Genomic DNA, 17,613 nt, shown 5'->3' with positions numbered 1-17,613 from the left:
TTCCGCGTCGGGATCCTGAGCACCGCAGCGCAGCGCGCTCGGTGTCGAACGCGAACGCCGCCCGTCGCCCCGTGAATCGAGACGGCGGGCGGCGTTCGCCGTTGGAGGACCGAACGGGCCTACAGCGTGTTGCCGAGCTTGAAGCCCTTCTCCTCGTCGCCTTCGCGGGTGTACGAGAAGCCGTCGGCGCCGATCGTGACCTCGAGTTCGGAGTCGTCGGTGCGGGCGACGACCGGCTTGGGGTTGCCGTCGAGGTCGAGCACGAGTGAGGCCTCGGTATACCAGGAGGGCACGACGGGGTTGCCCCACCAGTCGCGGCGCTGGTTGTCGTGCACGTCCCACGTGACGACGGGGTTGTCGGGGTCGCCCGTGTAGTAGTCCTGGGTGTAGATCTCGACCCGGTGGCCGTCGGGGTCGCGCAGGTAGAGGTAGAACGCGTTCGAGACGCCGTGGCGGCCCGGGCCGCGCTCGATGGCGTCGGAACGACGGAGCGCACCGAGCTTGTCGCAGATCGCGAGGATGTTGTGCTTCTCGTGCGTCGCGAAGGCGACGTGGTGCATGCGGGGGCCGTCGCCGCCGGTCATGGCCGTGTCGTGAACGGTGGGCTTGCGGCGCATCCAGGCGGCGTAGACCGTGCCCTCGTCGTCCTGGATGTCTTCGGTCACTCGGAAGCCCAGGTCCTGCATGAACTTCACGGCGCGCGGCACGTCGGGGGTGACCTGGTTGAAGTGGTCGAGGCGAACGAGTTCGCCGGGGGTGTGCAGGTCGTACCGCCACGACAGCCGCTCGACGTGCTCGGTCTGGTAGAAGAACTCATACGGGAATCCGAGCGGGTCCTCGACTCGCACCGAGTCGCCAATGCCCTTCGTGAAGCCCTCCGAGCGACGCTCGACGCGACATCCGAGCTCGCTGTAGAAGGCCACCGCGACGTCGAGCTCTTCGGGCGAGCGGACCCGGTACGAGAACGCGGCGACCGCGGCGATGGGGCCCTGGCGCAGCACCAGGTTGTGGTGGATGAACTCCTCCGTCGACCGGAGGTAGATCGCCGCATCGTCCTCCTCGGTGACGTAGAGTCCGAGCACGTCGACGTAGAACTCTCGCGATGCCGCGAGGTCGGTGACGACGAGCTCCATGTAGGCGCAGCGGAGGATGTCGGGCGCCGGCACCGATGGCGTCGGAATCGCATTGTCGGTCTGGATCGGGGCCTCTTGAGTGACGTAGAAGCCGGAGGAGGTCTTGACTCGGTCGTTGAGCGCAGACATTGGTTCGTCCTTCAGTTGTGGAGCGGTCGGTGGGGAGGGCGTGGCCGGCTACTTGGCGCCGAAGCGCGGCGAGTGCGCCTCGTTGAGCGTGATGTGCACGGCCTGCTGGTCGGTGTAGAAGTCGATCGAACGGTAGCCGCCCTCATGACCGAGGCCCGACGCCTTGACACCGCCGAACGGGGTGCGGAGGTCGCGCACGTTGTTGGAGTTCAGCCACACCATGCCCGCTTCGACCGACTGGGCGAAGTTGTGGGCGCGCTTCAGGTTGTTGGTCCAGATGTAGGCGGCGAGCCCGTAGCGGGTGTTGTTCGCGAGCTCGAGCGCCTCCTCATCGGTGTCGAACGGCGTGATCGCGACGACGGGTCCGAAGATCTCCTCCTGGAAGATGCGGGCGTCGGGCGAGACATCCGCGAACACCGTGGGGGCGACGTAGTTGCCGGTCTCGAGCCCGTCGGGGCGACCGCCGCCGGCGACGAGCCGGCCCTCGGTCTTGCCGATCTCGACGTAGCTCATGACCTTGTCGTAGTGCTCGGGGTGTACGAGGGCGCCGACCTCGGTCTTCGGGTCGTGCGGGTCGCCGACCACGATGTTCTTCGCCCGCTCGGCGTAGCGGGCGACGAAGTCGTCGTAGATCGAGCGCTCGACGAGCACGCGGGACCCTGCCGTGCAGCGCTCGCCGTTCAGCGAGAACACGCCGAAGACGGTCGCGTCGAGCGCCGAGTCGAGGTCGGCGTCGGCGAAGACGACGGCGGGCGACTTGCCGCCGAGCTCCATCGAGAGGCCCTTCAGGAACGGTGCCGCGTTGCCGAAGATGATCTGGCCGGTGCGGCTCTCGCCCGTGAAGGAGATGAGCGGCACGTCGGGGTGCTTGACGAGCGCGTCGCCGGCCTCCTCGCCGAGGCCGTTGACGAGGTTGAAGACGCCGTCGGGCACGCCCGCCTCGCGGAAGATCTCTGCCCAGAGCGACGCCGACAGGGGCGTGAACTCGGCGGGCTTCAGCACGACGGTGTTGCCGGTCGCGAGCGCGGGCGCGAGCTTCCACGACTCGAGCATGAAGGGCGTGTTCCACGGCGTGATGAGGCCAGCGACGCCGATCGGCTTTCGGTTCACGTAGTTCACCTGGCGACCCGGAACCTTGTAGGTGTCGTCGCGCTGGGCGACGATCAGGTCGGCGAAGAAGCGGAAGTTCTCGGCGGCGCGCTGCGCCTGGCCGAGCGCCTGCGTGATCGGCAGGCCGGTGTCGAACGTCTCGAGCTCCGCGAGCCGGGCGTCGCGCGCCTCGACGAGGTCGGCGATCCGGTGCAGCACCCGCGAGCGCTGGCGGGGGAGCATGCGGGGCCAGGGCCCCTCGTCGAACGCGCGCTTCGCCGCGGCGACCGCGAGGTCGATGTCGGCCCGCTGGCCGGCCGCGGCCTGCACGTAGGTCTCGTTCGACACGGGATCGAGCACGTCGAACGTCTCGCCGCCGACGGAGTCGACGAACTCGCCGTCGATGAAGTGGCGGATGCGGTCGGGCAGGCCTTCGGGGATGTAGTGCGTCATGTCATGCGGCTTTCGTGGGGAGGGTGATGGTCAGGGTGACGGCAGCGGATGCCGCGACTGGGCGGCGAGCACGGCGTCGAGCGTCGCGGTACGGTGGCGCCGCGCGGCGAGCTCGACCTGGAGGGCATCGGCGCCCGCCTCGATGAGCTCGAGGATGCGTTCGTGCTCCTCGACGGACTCGTGTGCGCGGCCGGGAACGAAGCTGAACGAGGAGTCGCGCAGCACCTTCATGCGGTTCCAGCCCCGGTGCACGAGATCGAGGATGTGCGGGTTCGGGCACTCCTCGAAGAGCACGGCGTGGAACTCGAGGTTGAGCTCGGTGAACCGGCTCGGCTCGAAGTCGTCGAGGGTGCGTCGCATCCGCTCGTTGATCTCGCGCGCGCGAGCGAGGTGGTCGGGGGAGATGAACGGCGCCGAGAGCGCCGTCGCCGCACCCTCGACGAGCGCGAGCGTCTGCATCGTGTGCAGGTACTCGGTCTCCTTGATGAGGGCGACCTGGGCGCCGACGTTGCGCTCGAAGGTGACGAGGCCCTCGGCCTCGAGCAGGCGGATCGCCTCGCGCACCGGCACGACCGAGACATCGAGCTCACGGGCGATCGCCCCGAGCACGAGCCGGTAGCCGGGGACGTATCGGCCGTCGTCGATGCGCGTGCGGATGAACCGGTAGGCCTGCTGCGACTTGCTCTCGGTCGAGCGTTCGGTCTGCATCTGGGGACTCACGATGCCTCCTGCGCGGCGCGGTAGCGGGTGAGCCATTCGGCGTTCATGGGGAAGAGTCCGTCGACGGATGCCCCGGCCGCGACCTGCTCGGCCACGTACGCCTCCTGCCGCTCCTGTTCGAGCGCCTCGGCGAGCACCTCCTCGACGAGCTGCGGCGGGATCACGATGACGCCGTCGCCGTCGCCCACGATGACGTCGCCGGGCTGCACCGCGGCGCCGCCGCAGGCGATCGTGACGTCGACCTCCCACGGCACGTGGCGCCGACCGAGCACCGAGGGGTGCGGGCCTTGCGAGAACACGGGGATCTCGAAGCCTGCGACCGCGTCGTAGTCGCGGACGCCGCCGTCGGTGACGATGCCGGCGGCGCCGCGCACCTGGGCGCGAAGGGCCAGCACGTCGCCGACCGTGCCGGTGCCGCGCTCGCCGCGGGCCTCGACGACGAGCACCTCGCCGGGAGCGACCGTGTCGAAGGCGAGCTTCTGCGCATTGAACCCGCCGCCGTGGCTCTGGAAGAGGTCGGGCCGGAACGGGATGAACCGGAGCGTCTTCGCGCGGCCGACGATGCGGTCACCGGCGTGGTTCGCGGCGACGCCCTCGATGAAGATGTCGTGGTAGCCGCGCTTTCGGAGCGCGACCGAGAGGGTGGCGACGGCGACGCGGCCGAAGTCCGCGCGCATCTCGTCGGTGAGCTCGAAGGCGGGAACGGTGCCGGCGGCGGGAGCTGCGGCATCCGCTGCACTGGTGGAGACCGGAGCTGAAGCGCGCCCGGCGGCGACGGCCGCGGCGAGCTCCTCGTCACTGCCCCAGGCCTCGACGCGCTGCAGCTCGTCGGTCGCGGGCCGGGTTCCGAAATCGCCGAACTCGGCGACGCCCTGCGTGATGGTCGTGACGAGCCGTCCGGTGCTCGGAGCCCCGGGCGCGTCGGGGGCGTCGACCTCGACCTCGACGACGTCGCCCGGCAGCACCACGGACGACCCCGCTGGCGTGCCGGTGAGGATCACGTCGCCGGTCTCGAGCGTCATGAGCTGCGAGAGGTCGGCGATGAGCCGGCCGAACGGGAAGAGCAGCGTGTCGGAGGTGTCCTCCTGCACGAGCTGCCCGTTGACCCACGTGCGCACGCGCCAGTCGCCTTCGCCGAGACCTGCGACCGGGATCGCGACGGGACCGATCGGCGTGAAGCCGTCGCCGCCCTTCGATCGCACGTTCGAGCCCTTGTCGGCGGCGCGCAGGTCGTAGAGGCCGAAGTCGTTCGCCGCGGTCACGGATGCCACGTGCTGCCAGCCGTCGGCGGGGGAGACCCGGCGTGCCGGCTCGCCGATGACGATCGCGATCTCGCCCTCGAAGGCGAGCAGCTCGGTGCCGGCGGGGCGCTCCAGTGTGGCGCCGGTCGGTGCGAGCGAGGAGGTCGGCTTCAGGAAGTAGCTCGGCTGCGCCGGAGTACGCCCGCGTTGCGCGGCCCGCGACGGGTAGTTGAGGTGCACGGCGATGATCTTGCCGGGGGCGGTGATGCCGAAGTCCACATTGTCCTCGTCTCTCGATATCTCAAATGATATACGATTCGCGAGGGTGTGTCGAGCGGTGATCGCACCGGTTCGCCAGATCGATCGAGCCGGCTCGTCAGTAGCTCGCGCGGGGAGCCGCGGCATCCGCCGGGATGAACCGGTCGGCGAGCGCCTCGGAAGCACGGGCGACGATCGCGACATCCGCCCCGACGGAGACGAACGCCGCGCCGGCGGCGAGGTAGCGATCGGCGTCGGCGGGAGCGAAGGCGTTGACGCCGACGGGCTTGCCCGCGGCGGCTCCCGCGCGGATCGAGCGCAGCACGCCCTCGACGACGTCGGGGTGCGACTGCTGGCCGATCAGGCCCATTGAGGCGGCGAGGTCGGCTGGGCCGACGAACAGCGCGTCGACGCCGTCGACGGCGGCGATGTCCTCGACCGCATCGACCGCGACCGCGGACTCGATCTGCACCGTGAGGCTGATCGTGGTCGCGGCGTCGTGCAGGTACCGGTCCACGCGGTTCCAGCGCGACGAGCGGGCCAGTGCGGCACCCACGCCGCGCACGCCGTCGGCGGGGTACCGCACCGCGCGGGCGAGCTCAGCGGCCTGCGCGGCCGAGTCGACCATGGGCACGAGCAGGTTCTGCACGCCGAGGTCGAGGTACTGCTTGATCAGCACGGTGTCGCCGATCGGGGGTCGTACGACCGGCGCCACCGGGTAGGCCGACACGGCATGGAGTTGCGCGAGGATCGAGTCGAGTCCGTTGGGCGAATGCTCGCCGTCGATCAGCACCCAGTCGAGGCCGCTGCCGGCCGCGATCTCGGCCATGATCGGGCTCGCCGAGCAGACCCACATGCCGACGAGCGGGCGGTCGCTCGCCGCGATGCGCGTGGTGAGCGTCTCGGGAAGGGTCATTCGAATCGGCACGTCACTGCTCCAAGTTGTCCGTAGTCTGCGTGCACGGTGTCGCCGCGCTCGACCCACATGGGTCGCGTGAACGACCCCGCGAGGATGATCTCTCCGGCTTCGAGCGACTGCTCGTGCTGGGCGAGCTTGTTCGCGAGCCAGGCGACGCCCATCGCGGGGTGGCCGAGCACCGCGGCCGCGACACCCGACTCCTCGATCGTCTGGTTCCGGTAGAGCAGCGCCGAGATCCACCGGAGGTCGACATCGTCGACCTTCACGGGGCGGCCGCCGACCACCATGGCACCCATGGCGGCGTTGTCGGAGATCGTGTCGACGATCGTGCGGCCCTGCATCTCGATGTGGGAGTTCAGGATCTCGAGGGCCGGCACGACGTAGGCCGTGGCGTCGAGCACGTCGAAGATCGTGACATCCGGGCCCTGCAGGGGCTTGGCGAGCACGAAGGCGAGCTCGACCTCGATGCGCACGTTCGAGAAGCGGTCGAATTCGACGGATGCGCCGGACTCGACCACCATGTCGTCGAAGATGACGCCGTAGTCGGGCTCCGTGATGCCGGTCGCGACCTGCATGACCTTCGAGGTGAGGCCGATCTTGCGGCCCACGAGGCGCGCGCCGTCGTCCTGGCGCCGCTTCGCCCAGACGCTCTGCACGGCGTAGGCGTCGTCGACCGTCATGCCGGGGTTCCGGGCGGTCAGGAGCGGCACGGTGCCACGCTCGTGATGGGCCGCGACGAGCTCGTCGGCGATCTCCTCGATGCGGGTCTGTTCCAGCAACTTGCGCTCCACTTCGTCTTCGGAGGGGTCCCGAGGTGATCGTATACGACGACGAGTGACGGCCAGCACTCCGGGGTCGGCGTCGTATTTGAAATCGTATATCATGACGAGGACTCGTCTCGGGCTCGACGACGAGTCGTCCATGACCGCGGACCCGACAGAGGAGTCGCCCCCGCATGACCACGACATCCGCCCCCGCACCGGCCCAAGCGCCGACCCAGAGCGACGCGCGACGACGGGAACTCCGCCGTGTCGCATTCGCCACCGTGATCGGCACCACCATCGAGTGGTACGACTTCTTCCTGTATGCGAGCGCCGCCGGCCTCGTGTTCCAGGTGCTCTTCTTCGCGCCCGCCGGGCCCGAGTTCGCCACGATCCTGTCGTTCGCGACGATCGGCGTGAGCTTCCTGTTCCGCCCGCTCGGCGCGTTCCTCGCCGGCCACTTCGGCGACAGGATCGGCCGCAAGGCGATGCTCGTCGTGACGCTCGTGCTCATGGGCGCGGCGACGACCCTCATCGGCGTGCTGCCGACCTACGAGCAGGTCGGCATCCTCGCGCCCGTCCTCCTCGTGCTCCTGCGCATCCTGCAGGGGCTCTCGACCGGCGGCGAGTGGGGCGGCGCCGTGCTCATGGCGGTCGAGCACGCACCCGACGGCAAGCGCGGCCGCTACGGCGCGTTCCCGCAGATCGGCGTTCCCATCGGGCTCCTGCTCGCCTCCGGCGTGCTCGCCCTCATGACGGGCGTCATCTCGCCGGGCGACGCCTTCCTCGAGTGGGGCTGGCGCATCCCGTTCCTCCTCAGCTTCGTGCTGATCATCGTCGGCATGATCGTGCGCCGCTCGGTCGACGAGAGCCCCGTCTTCACCGAGATCGCCGCCCGCAAGGAGCAGACGAAGACGCCCATCAAGCAGCTCTTCAAGCGGCACTGGCTGCTCGTGGTCCTCGCCGCGCTCACCTTCGCCGGCAACAACGCGGCCGGCTACATGACGACCGGCGGCTACATCCAGAACTACGCGACCACGCCGATCGCCGACGGCGGCCACGTCGGCATGGAGCGCACGCCCGTGCTGCTCGCGGTCGCGGCATCCGCCGTCGTCTGGCTCATCGTCACCTGGATCGCCGGCTCGGTCTCCGACCGCATCGGTCGCCGCAACACGTACATCATCGGCTGGATCGCCTTCCTCGCGACCGTGTTCCTGTTGTTCCCGCTCGTGAACACCGGCAACGTCTGGCTGCTCTTCGCCGGCCTCGCGCTCTTCACGATCGGCAACGGCTTCACCTACGGGCAGCAGGCCGCGTACTTCACCGAGCTGTTCCCGGCGTCGATCCGCTACTCGGGCGTCTCGATCACGTACGCGCTCGGTGCGATCCTCGGCGGCGCCTTCGCACCGATGATCTCGGCGGCGCTCGTGCAGGCCACCGGCACGGCGACCTCCGTGGCGTTCTACATCGCGGGCATCATGATCGTCGCGTTCGTCGCGACCCTGCTGCTCAAGGACCGCACCGGCATCCCGCTCGGGCCCGACCACGAGGCCGAGCAGTCGGCGAGCGCCATCTACGGCGTGAAGTAGGCGCAGTCGAGACACGGATGCCCCGGCGGGAACGTTCCCGCCGGGGCATCCGTCGTTCGCGGCGGCTCAGCGCGAGTTCACCCGGTTGATCTCCTCCTGGTACGGCGCGACGACCGCGCCCGAGATGCGGCAGTCGAGCAGCAGGAAGCGGCGATCCGCCGCAGGCGTCGCCGCCCAGTCGGCGAGCCGGTCGAGGTCGGAGAGACTGCGCACGATCACGCCCTCTGCGCCGAACGCCGCGGCCGCGGCCGCGAAGTCGACCTCGGGGATCAGCATCGGCGCCTCGGCGAGGCCCTTGAGGCCGTAGAGGTTCACCTCGGCGCCGTACGCGGCGTCGTTCCAGACGACCGCGATGCCGCGACCGCCGGCGGTGCGCACGGCCGTCTCGAGGTCGGCGATCGCCATGAGCCCGCCGCCGTCCCCGGTGGCGAGCACGACCGTGGCCTCGGGCTTGGCCATCGCGGCACCCGCGACGCTCGGGAACCCCTGCCCGATCGACTGGAACGCGGTGCCGATCATCATCATGCGGTCGGGCGAGGCGACCGGCCAGTACATGTTCGCCCAGCCGATGAAGTGACCGCCGTCGGAGACGACGACCCGGTCCTCGGGCAGGAGCTCGGCGATGCGCCGCGCGGTGCTGCGGGGGTCGAGCCGGCCGTCGGCGGCGAGTTCGTCGCCCGGCGCGTACGCCCGGAGGGCTGCCGCGTCGATCAGGTCGCGCCAGCCCGACGGCTCCGCTCCGGTCGCCTCGAGCTCGTCGACGATCGCGCGGGCCACGAGTGCGGCGTCCCCGCGCACGTAGCCGCCCACGTTCGGGTGGGTCGCGGAAGCCGCGACATCGACCTGGAACACGCGGGTGCCCGGCGCGAAGAGCTCACCGAAGCGCATCGTGAACTGGTTGAGCGACGCGCCGAACACGACGGCCACGTCGGCCTCGCGCACGAGCTCCATCGCGCCGTCGGCGCCGAACCCGCCCGAGACGCCGAGGTCGTAGCCGGCATCGGGGAACACGCCGCGGCCGAGCGCCGTCGAGGCGGTCACGGCGCCCGTGGCGGCGGCGAGCTCGCCGAGGACTCCGCCGGCGCCGGCGAGCCAGGCGCCGCGGCCCGCGAGCAGGAACGGCCGGCTCGCACCCGCGAGCGCGAGCGCGATCTCGGAGATCTGGCGCTGCGCGAACTCCCCAGTCGGCACGAGCGGGGCGGGCAGCCGCGGGCTCGTCGGCTCGTGCAGCGGGCCGGCCTCGACGGAGGCGACGTCGTAGGGGATCGCGAGGACGACCGGCATCCGGTAGACCAGCGCGTGCTCGATCGCGATGACCGTCGTCGCCTGCGCGTCGGTGCGGCCGACCGTGTAGGTGCGGGCGCCGACCGCCGACGCGAGGGCGATCTGGTCGACGTCCCAGGGGCGACGGCCCGAGGTCGGCTCATCGCCGACCACGAGCACCAGGGGCACCCGGGCCTGCGCCGCCTCGGCGAGCGAGGTGAGGGTGTTCGTGAACCCGGCGCCGTACGTCGACGTCGCCGCGGCGATGCGGTTCGACGCGCGATAGTGCGCGTCGGCGGCCACGACACCACCCGCTTCGTGGCGAACCGCGGTGAACGAGGCATCCGTGGCGCGTTCGATCGCGTCGAGGAAGTAGGCGTTGCCGTTGCCCATCACGCCGAAGACGTGGTCGACGTGGGCGGAGAGGGCGTGCGCGACGTGCGCGGAGACCGAAGACATGGCGGTGTCCATTCGAGACGATGACGGATGCGGATTCCGTATGTGTCTCGCGCGGCGGCGGGGAACCCGAGTCGGCTTCGTGCCCATTTTTCGAGCACCGGCGCAGCAGAGCGCCTGGACGAATCGAGTATACGGTTCCGCCGACGAGTGTTGTCGCAGCGATCGTCGCGCGGCGTCACGGTCACGACGCGCACGGCATGATGGTCGCATGAAGACCACCCAGCTGCGCCAGTACGTGATCGTCGACGGACTCTACGAGGAGTTCGTCGCCTGGTGGCAGGAGACCATGCCCGTGCTGCGACCCGCGATGGGCTTCGCCATCGAGTTCGCATACGGCTCGCCCGAGTCGAACGAGTTCACGTGGGCCGTGAGCGTGTCGGGCGACCTCGCCGAATTCGAGCGAGTGGATGCCGCGTACAAGGTCTCGCCCGAGCGCGCGGCGGTCTTCGACGGGCTCCCCGACCGCGTCGCGTCGATGCAGCTCTCCTTCATCGAGACGTACTGAGACACGCGCCGGGCGCGACGAGACGTACCGCGCGTCTCGTCGGCTCGCGCCCACCCGCCACCGTGTACAGCACGCCTGCAGCGGGACATCCGTAGAATCGGTTCATCCCCGGAAGAGAATGCGGCCGATGCTGCCCACCGGCAGGCTCGCCCGCGAGGACCCTGGTCGACGACGCCCCCGGCACGGTCGACCGAGAAGGAAGATCGTGAGCCACGAGTTCGATGCCCGCCGCACGGAATGGATCGCCAAAGAGGAACTCGCCGAGCGGATGATCCCGCTCATCGGCGGCCTCTACCGAGACCACGGGGTGGTGACCTCCATCCACGGCCGTCGGCTCATCAACCGTTCGCCGATCGCCCTCCTGAAGGCGCACCGCTTCGCGCGTCAGGCCGGTGAGGTCGAGCTCGACCTCACCGACACCATGCGCGTGCTCGAGGTGCTGCGCGAGATCGCACCCGGCCCCGCATCGATCGACGTCGCGCGCCTCGTCTCCGGCTACGCCGACGCCGTCGGCGAGGGCGACGCACGCGAGCTCGCCGACTTCGTGCGCGACGAGCTCACGCCGGTCATCGCGGCCGAGGGCGAGCCCGAGGCATCCGGCACCGATGTCGTGCTCTACGGCTTCGGCCGCATCGGGCGCCTGCTCGCGCGCATCCTCATCGCGCACGCCGGCAACGGCAAGGGCCTGCGCCTGCGTGCGATCGTCGTGCGCAAGGGTTCCGACAACGACCTCGTCAAGCGCGCGAGCCTGCTGCGCCGCGACTCGGTGCACGGCCCCTTCGCCGGCACGATCGAGGTCGACGAGGAGGCGAACACGATCCTCGCGAACGGCACGCTGATCCAGGTGATCTACTCGAACGACCCCGCGTCGATCGACTACACGGCCTACGGCATCGCCGACGCGATCGTCGTCGACAACACCGGCCGCTGGCGCGACGAGGCCGGGCTCTCGCAGCACCTGCAGTCGAAGGGCGTCTCCCGGGTGCTGCTGACCGCTCCGGGCAAGGGCGCGATCAAGAACATCGTGCACGGCATCAACCACGACGACATCACCGACGCCGACACGATCCTCTCGGCCGCCTCGTGCACGACGAACGCCATCACGCCCGTGCTGAAGGCGATCGAGGACGCCTACGGCGTCGTGCGCGGCCATGTCGAGACCGTGCACTCGTTCACGAACGACCAGAACCTCATCGACAACTTCCACTCGGGCGACCGGCGCGGACGCTCCGCCGCGCTCAACATGGTCATCACCGAGACCGGCGCCGCGAAGGCCGTCGCCAAGGCGCTGCCATCGTTCGCCGGCAAGCTCACCGGCAGCGCGATCCGCGTGCCGACGCCCGACGTGTCGCTCGCGATCCTGAACCTGCAGCTCGAGCAGCCGGCCGAGAAGGCGTCGCTGAACCGCTACCTCCGCCAGGTGTCGCTCACCTCGCCGCTGCGCCAGCAGATCGACTACATCGAGTCGCCCGAAGTGGTCTCGACCGACTTCGTCGGCTCGAACCGGGCGGGCATCGTCGACGGCCTCGCGACCATCGCCGACGGCACTGACGCGATCGTCTACGTCTGGTACGACAACGAGTACGGCTACTCGTGCCAGGTCGTGCGCGTCATCGAGGCGATGGCCGGCACGCACCCCGTCGTGCTCCCCGAGCGCCGCTCGGTCGAGCTCGAGCGCGAGGTCGTCGCGGCGGTCTGAGCCGCGACCTGCGTCGCGATCCGGCCCGCTCTCCTCCCTCGGCCGGATCGAGCATCCGGATGCCCCGTGCGCGCGTGCGCCCGGGGCATCCGTCGTTCCCCACCCGTCGTAGGCTGTCTGCATGAGCACTGAAGCCGTCATCGTCGACGTCATCCGCACCCCGGTGGGGCGCGGCAAGCCGGGTGGAATCCTCTCGGGCGTCCACCCCGTCGACCTGCTCGCGGGCGTGCTCGACACGCTCGTCAATCGCAACGACCTCGACCCCGGTCTCATCGACGACGTGATCGGCGGCTGCGTCAGCCAGATCGGCGAGCAGAGCTACAACATCACGCGCAACGCCGTGCTCGCTGCGGGCTTCCCCGAGCACGTGCCCGGCACCACGATCGACCGGCAGTGCGGCTCCAGCCAGCAGGCGGCGACCTTCGCGGCGCAGGCGGTCCTCGCCGGCCAGGCCGACATCGTCATCGCGTGCGGCGTCGAGTCGATGAGCCGCGTGCGACTCGGCTCGAGCGCCGCCGGCGCCGACCCCTACGGATCGCTCATCCGCAACCGCTATCCCGACGGGCTCGTGAACCAGGGCGTCTCGGCCGAACTGATCGCCGCGAAGTGGGGCTTCGATCGCGATGAGCTCGACGCCTTCGCCGCGCGATCGCACGCGCTCGCGGCGGCGGCGCAGGAGTCGGGTGCCTTCGCGAGCGAGGTCGTGCCCGTGCCCGGCGTCGACTCGCTGACCGACGAGACCGTGCGGCCCGGCACGTCGGCGGAGTCGCTCGGCGGCCTGAACGCCGTCTTCCGCACCGATGATCTCGCCGAGCGCTTCCCCGAACTCGACTGGCGCATCACGCCCGGCAACTCCTCCCCGCTCACCGACGGCGCCTCCGCCGCGCTCATCATGAGCGCCGAGCGCGCCGAGCAGCTCGGGCTCACGCCGCGGGCGCGGTTCCGCGCCTTCTCGGTCGTCGGCAGCGACCCGCTCTACATGCTGACCGGCGTGATCCCGGCGACCGAGAAGGTGCTGTCGCGCGCCGGGCTCGGCCACGACGACATCGACGCCTACGAGGTCAACGAGGCGTTCGCGTCGGTGCCGCTCGCCTGGCTCGCCGACACCGGGGCGGATGCCGCGAAGCTGAACCCGCGCGGCGGCGCCATCGCGCTCGGGCACGCGCTCGGCTCCTCGGGCACACGGCTGCTCACGACGCTCGTGAACCAGCTCGAGGCCACCGGCGGCCGGTACGGCCTGCAGACGATGTGCGAGGGCGGCGGCATGGCCAACGCCACGATCATCGAACGCATCTGACGACTCGGCCGATTCCGACCGGATCCCGCCGTTTCGATCGGGCATACGACCTCTTTCGACCGGACCCCACCCATTCCGAAGGGACGCACCACATGCAGCTGACCGACGCAGGAGCGATCGTCACCGGAGGCGCCTCGGGGCTCGGGCGCGGCACCGCCGCCGTGCTCGCCGCCGCGGGCGCCGAGGTCGTCATCCTCGATCTCCCGAACTCGCCGGGCGAGCAGACGGCGCACGAACTCGGTGACCGGGTGCGTTTCGCACCGGCCGACGTCACCGACGAGGCATCCGTGCAGGCCGCGATCGACCTTGTGCAGGAGCGTGCGCCGCTCCGCGTGGCCGTCAGCTGCGCGGGCATCGCGACCGCCGGCCGCACGGTCGGCCGCGACGGGCCGCTCGCACTCGACGCGTTCGAGCGCACCATCCGCATCAACCTCATCGGCACCTTCAACGTCGCCCGGCTCGCCGCGGCGGCGATGGCGGCGAACGAGCCGATCGCGACCCAGTCGCTGCCCGGCGTGCCCGAGACCGCCGAGCGCGGCGTCATCGTGAACACCGCCTCGGTGGCGGCGTTCGACGGGCAGATCGGCCAGGCCGCCTACGCGGCGTCGAAGGGCGGCGTCGCGGCGATGACCCTGCCCCTCGCCCGCGACCTCTCGAAGCTGCTCGTGAGGGTCGTGACGATCGCGCCCGGCATCATGCAGACGCCCATGATGGCCGGCATGCCACCCGAGGTGCAGGCCTCGCTCGAGGAGCAGATCCCGCACCCCTCGCGCATGGGCACGCCCGCCGAGTACGCGGCGCTCGTGCGCCACATCGTCGAGAACCCCCTGCTGAACGGCGAGACGATCCGCCTCGACGGCGCGATCCGGATGCAGCCGAAGTAGCCGGTCGGGTCCCGCCCGCCGGGCTGGCGGCGAAGACCACGAGGGGCGGATGTCGCGGCATCCGCCCCTCGTCGTTCGCCGGTGCCGGCGCGCGCCGTTCAGAGTTCGGTGCGGCGCGGGCTTCGGTTGCCCGGGAAGTCGAGCGTGCCCCTACCGCCGCCCCGTGCCGCCTTGACGATGCCGTCGACCGCATCCCAGGCGGAGAATGCGACGACACCGGCGACGAAGAGCACCGAGAGCACCCACTCGGCATCGGAGTCGAGGAGCGGCTCGACCACCGCGAGGAACTCGGGACTGAACAGCCGCCCCTCGACGAAGAGCCAGACGACGGGAATCGCGAACGCGGCGTTCAGTGCGACGTTGACGAGCGCGTTGGCCCAGTTCCAGTCGCTGCGGTAGATCCACACGGCGAAGGCGGCCTCGAGTGCGATGAGCGCGAGCAGGTACGGCAGCCAGAACGACCACAGGTCGGGTGCGAGCAGCGGCACCGAGGTGCGCTCCCCGTCGGCCCACACGATGCCGAACTGCTGCCACACGAGGAAGCCGGCGGCGATCGCGAGCCATACGAGGGTGGCGATGAGGTCCATGCGGCGGTGCGGACGCCGGAGCTCGGGCAGCTGCGGGAGCTGCTCGGGCGTCCAGCCGAGCGTCTCGTCGACGTCGGTACCCGTGCCGTATCGCTCGATCAGGGCGAACACGAGGGTGGTCCAGAACGCCAGGTGCACGGCCACGGTGATCCCGATGCCGATCGACGAGCCGATGACCTCCCACCCGCCGCCGGCGATCACGAGTCCGAGCGCCGTGGCAGCCGCGACGGTCGCCGGCACGAACGACTCGAGGAAGAGCAGGAGCCGCTTCCAGATCAGGAAGTAGCGCGGCCCGATCAGCATGAGCGGGCGATCGCTGTAGGTCGCCGCGAGCGACGCGGGGTGGCCGAGCTCGACGAGGGCGTCGCGCTCGGCGGTCTCGGGCGTCGAGGCGCCCGAGTCGATGCGGGCCTCGATCGTGTCGGCGACGCGCTCGGCGAGGTCGCGCGAGAGGTCGTCGCGTTGCGAGGCGGGGAGGCTGCGCGTGGCTGCGAAGAGGTAGCGGTCGGTCAGCTCGGTCATGATGCGTCTCCTGTGGTCAGTCCGCCGAGGGCGTCGTCGATGCGCCGCCAATCGGTCATGAGTGCGTCGGCGAGCAGCTCGCCGGTCGGGCTCGTGCGGTAGAACTTGCGAGGCCGGGCCTCGTCGGTGTTCCACTCGCTCGTGAGCAGGCCCTGCTTCTCGAGCCGTCGAAGCAGCGGGTACAGCGTGTTCGCATCGACGAGGATGCCGAGGGTGTTCAGCGACTCGAGCAGCGCGTAGCCGTAGTCGGGCGTGCGCAGCCGCACCAGGCAGGCGAGCACGACGGTGCCGCGACGGAGCTCCTGCAGGTGCCCGGCGGTCGTCTCATCGAGGTTCATGCGTCACACGATACTGTGCGTCACACACTAATGCAATAGAGACTTCATAGTGCAGCGGATGCCGCGGCTCGCGTCCGGCCGTCGCGACGGGCCGACTCGGGGTTGGATGCGCCGAGTCGCCGGATGAAACGCGCGACACGCCGAGTCGCCCCGGCGTGTCGCGCGTTTCATCCGCTGACTCGGCGAAATGGCGGGCTCGGTGACGGGGCGGGCTCGGTGAACGGGGCGGGCTCGGTGAGAGAGGCGTCCCGGCGGGCGGGAGGAGGCCCGGGCGAGCAGGGGTGGCGAGGGTGCGGGTGGTTACTGCTCGGCGTGCGCCTCGAGGAACCGGTACACCGCGGAGTCGTCGACGCCCGGGAAGGTGCCCGACGGCAACGGCGAGAGCACGTGCGCGTGCAGTCGGGCGCTCGGCCACGCCCGCCCGGCCCAGCGCTCGGCGAGCTCGGACGGCGCGCGACGGCAGCACGACTCGTCGGGACAGGTCGACACGGCACGCTGCGTCGTCTCGCGCCCGCGGAACCACTTGGCCTGGTTGAACGGCACGCCGACGGAGATCGAGAACTCCGCGGCATCCGTGCGCCCGGTCTGCGTCGCGCACCAGAAGGTGCCGGCGGGGGTGTCGGTGTACTGGTAGTTCTCGGTCGTGCGGTTGGTATGACCGAACGCGGTGCGGGCGCTCCACTTCTTGCACACCCACTGGCCCTCGATCGACCCCGTGACGTCGGTCGGCAGTGGGAGGCCGTCGTTCTCGTAGCCCTTCAGCAGTGCGCCGTCGCCCGCGACGCGGAGGAAGTGCAGCGTCATGTCGAGGTGGCTCGTCGCGAGGTTCGTGAAGCGCAGCGCAGCAGCCTCGTGCGTCACGCCGAACGCGTCGCGGAAGTCCTCGATGGCCAGGCGCTTCTCCTTCTTCGCGGCCTGCAGGAACGAGACGGATGCCTCGCGCGGCATCAGGCACGCCGCGGCGAAGTAGTTGATCTCGAGCCGCTGCCACAGGAACTCGGCGTAGCTCTCGGGCCGCTCGTGCCCGAGCAGCCGGTGCGCCATCGCCTGCAGCGCCATCGACCGCAGGCCGTGCCCGCCGGGGATCGAGGCCGGCGGCAGGTAGATGCGGCCGTTGGCGATGTCGGTGATCGACCGCGTCGAGTCGGGAAGGTCGTCGACGTAGATGAGCTGGAAGCCGAGCTTCTCGGCCATCACGCTCACCTCGCGGTGCGTGAGGGCGCCCGAGCGGTGGCCCGAGGACCGCACCTGGTCTTCGGCGAGCTGCTCGATCTCGGGGAAGTAGTTGTCGCGTTCGCGCATGCGCTCCCGCAGCTCGGTGTTGGCCCGCCGTGCCTCCTCAGGCGTCGCGATGGCCTCGCTCGCCCGGCGCTGCAACTCCTGGTGGAGGCCGACGATCGCCTCGAGCGATTCGTCCGTGATGCCGCGGCCGGGGCGGATCGCAGGCAGTCCGAGGCTCGCGTAGAGCGGGCTCGACTGCGCGCGCCCGAGTTCGAGCTCGAGCGCGGCGCGGCGGCTCGGAGCCTCGCGCGAGAGGAGGTCGGCCAGCTCGACGTCGAGCGACGCGGCGAGCGAGTCGAGCAGTGAGAGCTTCGGCTCGCGTTTGCCGTTCTCGATGAGGGAGAGCTGGCTGCCGGCCATGCCCACCGCCTCGCCGAGCTGGTCGAGCGTGAGACCTCGCTCGCTGCGGAAATGACGGATGCGCTGGCCGAGGGTCGCGAGATCGGGGGAGCCTGCCTTCATGGCTTAAGGATAGCGAAAGATCTC

General features: G+C 70.4%; 15 protein-coding genes. 5 read left to right on the top strand and 10 right to left on the bottom strand.

From position 1 onward, the window contains the following. Positions 1-119: 119 nt before the first annotated feature. The 6 genes from hpaD to hpaH form a co-directional block, all read right to left on the bottom strand. The gene (gene hpaD / locus ESP57_RS04860; RefSeq protein ID WP_129230718.1) at positions 120-1,262 is read right to left on the bottom strand and encodes a 3,4-dihydroxyphenylacetate 2,3-dioxygenase; all 1,143 of its coding nucleotides are present in this window, start codon (positions 1,260-1,262) and stop codon (positions 120-122) included. Between the two features lie 48 nt (positions 1,263-1,310). Then, positions 1,311-2,804 (bottom strand): 5-carboxymethyl-2-hydroxymuconate semialdehyde dehydrogenase, encoded by a 1,494-nt coding sequence (gene hpaE, locus ESP57_RS04855; protein WP_129230717.1) that lies wholly within the window; start codon positions 2,802-2,804, stop codon positions 1,311-1,313. A gap of 30 nt (positions 2,805-2,834) precedes the next feature. Beyond that, a complete protein-coding gene (locus ESP57_RS04850; protein ID WP_056012942.1) occupies positions 2,835-3,512 on the bottom strand; it encodes a GntR family transcriptional regulator in 678 nt (225 codons plus the stop codon). Positions 3,513-3,520: 8 nt separating this feature from the next. Then, entirely contained in the window at positions 3,521-5,044 is a 1,524-nt protein-coding gene (locus tag ESP57_RS04845; protein ID WP_243648396.1) for a fumarylacetoacetate hydrolase family protein, read from the bottom strand. A gap of 97 nt (positions 5,045-5,141) precedes the next feature. Beyond that, positions 5,142-5,951: an aldolase/citrate lyase family protein gene (locus ESP57_RS04840; RefSeq protein WP_056010140.1), complete on the bottom strand. Its 810-nt coding sequence runs from the start codon at positions 5,949-5,951 to the stop codon at positions 5,142-5,144. After that, positions 5,936-6,721 (bottom strand): 2-oxo-hept-4-ene-1,7-dioate hydratase, encoded by a 786-nt coding sequence (gene hpaH, locus ESP57_RS04835; RefSeq protein WP_129230715.1) that lies wholly within the window; start codon positions 6,719-6,721, stop codon positions 5,936-5,938. The genes ESP57_RS04840 and hpaH overlap by 16 nt, the downstream gene beginning before the upstream one ends. A gap of 176 nt (positions 6,722-6,897) precedes the next feature. Between hpaH and ESP57_RS04830 the strand changes: the two genes are divergently transcribed. Further along, positions 6,898-8,292: an MFS transporter gene (locus ESP57_RS04830; RefSeq protein ID WP_129230714.1), complete on the top strand. Its 1,395-nt coding sequence runs from the start codon at positions 6,898-6,900 to the stop codon at positions 8,290-8,292. 66 nt (positions 8,293-8,358) lie between these two features. Here ESP57_RS04830 and ESP57_RS04825 read toward each other — a convergent pair whose 3' ends face one another. Next, on the bottom strand, positions 8,359-10,014 hold the full coding sequence (locus ESP57_RS04825; protein WP_129230713.1) for a thiamine pyrophosphate-binding protein: 1,656 nt from the start codon (positions 10,012-10,014) through the stop codon (positions 8,359-8,361). 208 nt (positions 10,015-10,222) lie between these two features. Between ESP57_RS04825 and ESP57_RS04820 the strand changes: the two genes are divergently transcribed. From ESP57_RS04820 to ESP57_RS04805, 4 genes are all read left to right on the top strand, one after another. After that, entirely contained in the window at positions 10,223-10,519 is a 297-nt protein-coding gene (locus ESP57_RS04820) for a hypothetical protein (protein WP_129230712.1), read from the top strand. 241 nt (positions 10,520-10,760) lie between these two features. Beyond that, positions 10,761-12,218 carry a glyceraldehyde-3-phosphate dehydrogenase gene (locus tag ESP57_RS04815; protein ID WP_424219347.1) on the top strand — a complete coding sequence of 486 codons (1,458 nt, stop codon included), beginning with the start codon at positions 10,761-10,763 and terminating at the stop codon, positions 12,216-12,218. Positions 12,219-12,339: 121 nt separating this feature from the next. Then, positions 12,340-13,515, top strand: coding sequence for a thiolase family protein (locus ESP57_RS04810; RefSeq protein ID WP_129230710.1), 1,176 nt, complete (start codon positions 12,340-12,342; stop codon positions 13,513-13,515). Between the two features lie 92 nt (positions 13,516-13,607). Further along, positions 13,608-14,399, top strand: coding sequence for an SDR family NAD(P)-dependent oxidoreductase (locus tag ESP57_RS04805; RefSeq protein WP_056010129.1), 792 nt, complete (start codon positions 13,608-13,610; stop codon positions 14,397-14,399). A 98-nt stretch (positions 14,400-14,497) separates the two neighbouring features. Here the strand turns inward: ESP57_RS04805 and ESP57_RS04800 are convergent, their stop codons facing one another. The 3 genes from ESP57_RS04800 to ESP57_RS04790 all read right to left on the bottom strand — a co-directional run bounded on the left by ESP57_RS04800 (position 14,498) and on the right by ESP57_RS04790 (position 17,589). Further along, positions 14,498-15,508: a permease prefix domain 1-containing protein gene (locus ESP57_RS04800; RefSeq protein ID WP_129230709.1), complete on the bottom strand. Its 1,011-nt coding sequence runs from the start codon at positions 15,506-15,508 to the stop codon at positions 14,498-14,500. Continuing rightward, positions 15,505-15,846 carry a PadR family transcriptional regulator gene (locus ESP57_RS04795; RefSeq protein ID WP_115957227.1) on the bottom strand — a complete coding sequence of 114 codons (342 nt, stop codon included), beginning with the start codon at positions 15,844-15,846 and terminating at the stop codon, positions 15,505-15,507. Before ESP57_RS04795 ends, ESP57_RS04800 begins: the two co-directional genes overlap by 4 nt. A gap of 300 nt (positions 15,847-16,146) precedes the next feature. Next, entirely contained in the window at positions 16,147-17,589 is a 1,443-nt protein-coding gene (locus ESP57_RS04790) for a helix-turn-helix transcriptional regulator (RefSeq protein WP_056010120.1), read from the bottom strand. Positions 17,590-17,613 lie beyond the last annotated feature (24 nt).

Origin of the sequence: Agromyces fucosus, assembly GCF_004134865.1 — a bacterium.
Classification (GTDB): Bacteria; Actinomycetota; Actinomycetes; order Actinomycetales; family Microbacteriaceae; genus Agromyces; species Agromyces fucosus.
Note: the sequence above shows the minus strand (reverse complement) of the source record. Positions and strands in the feature narration are given on the sequence as shown.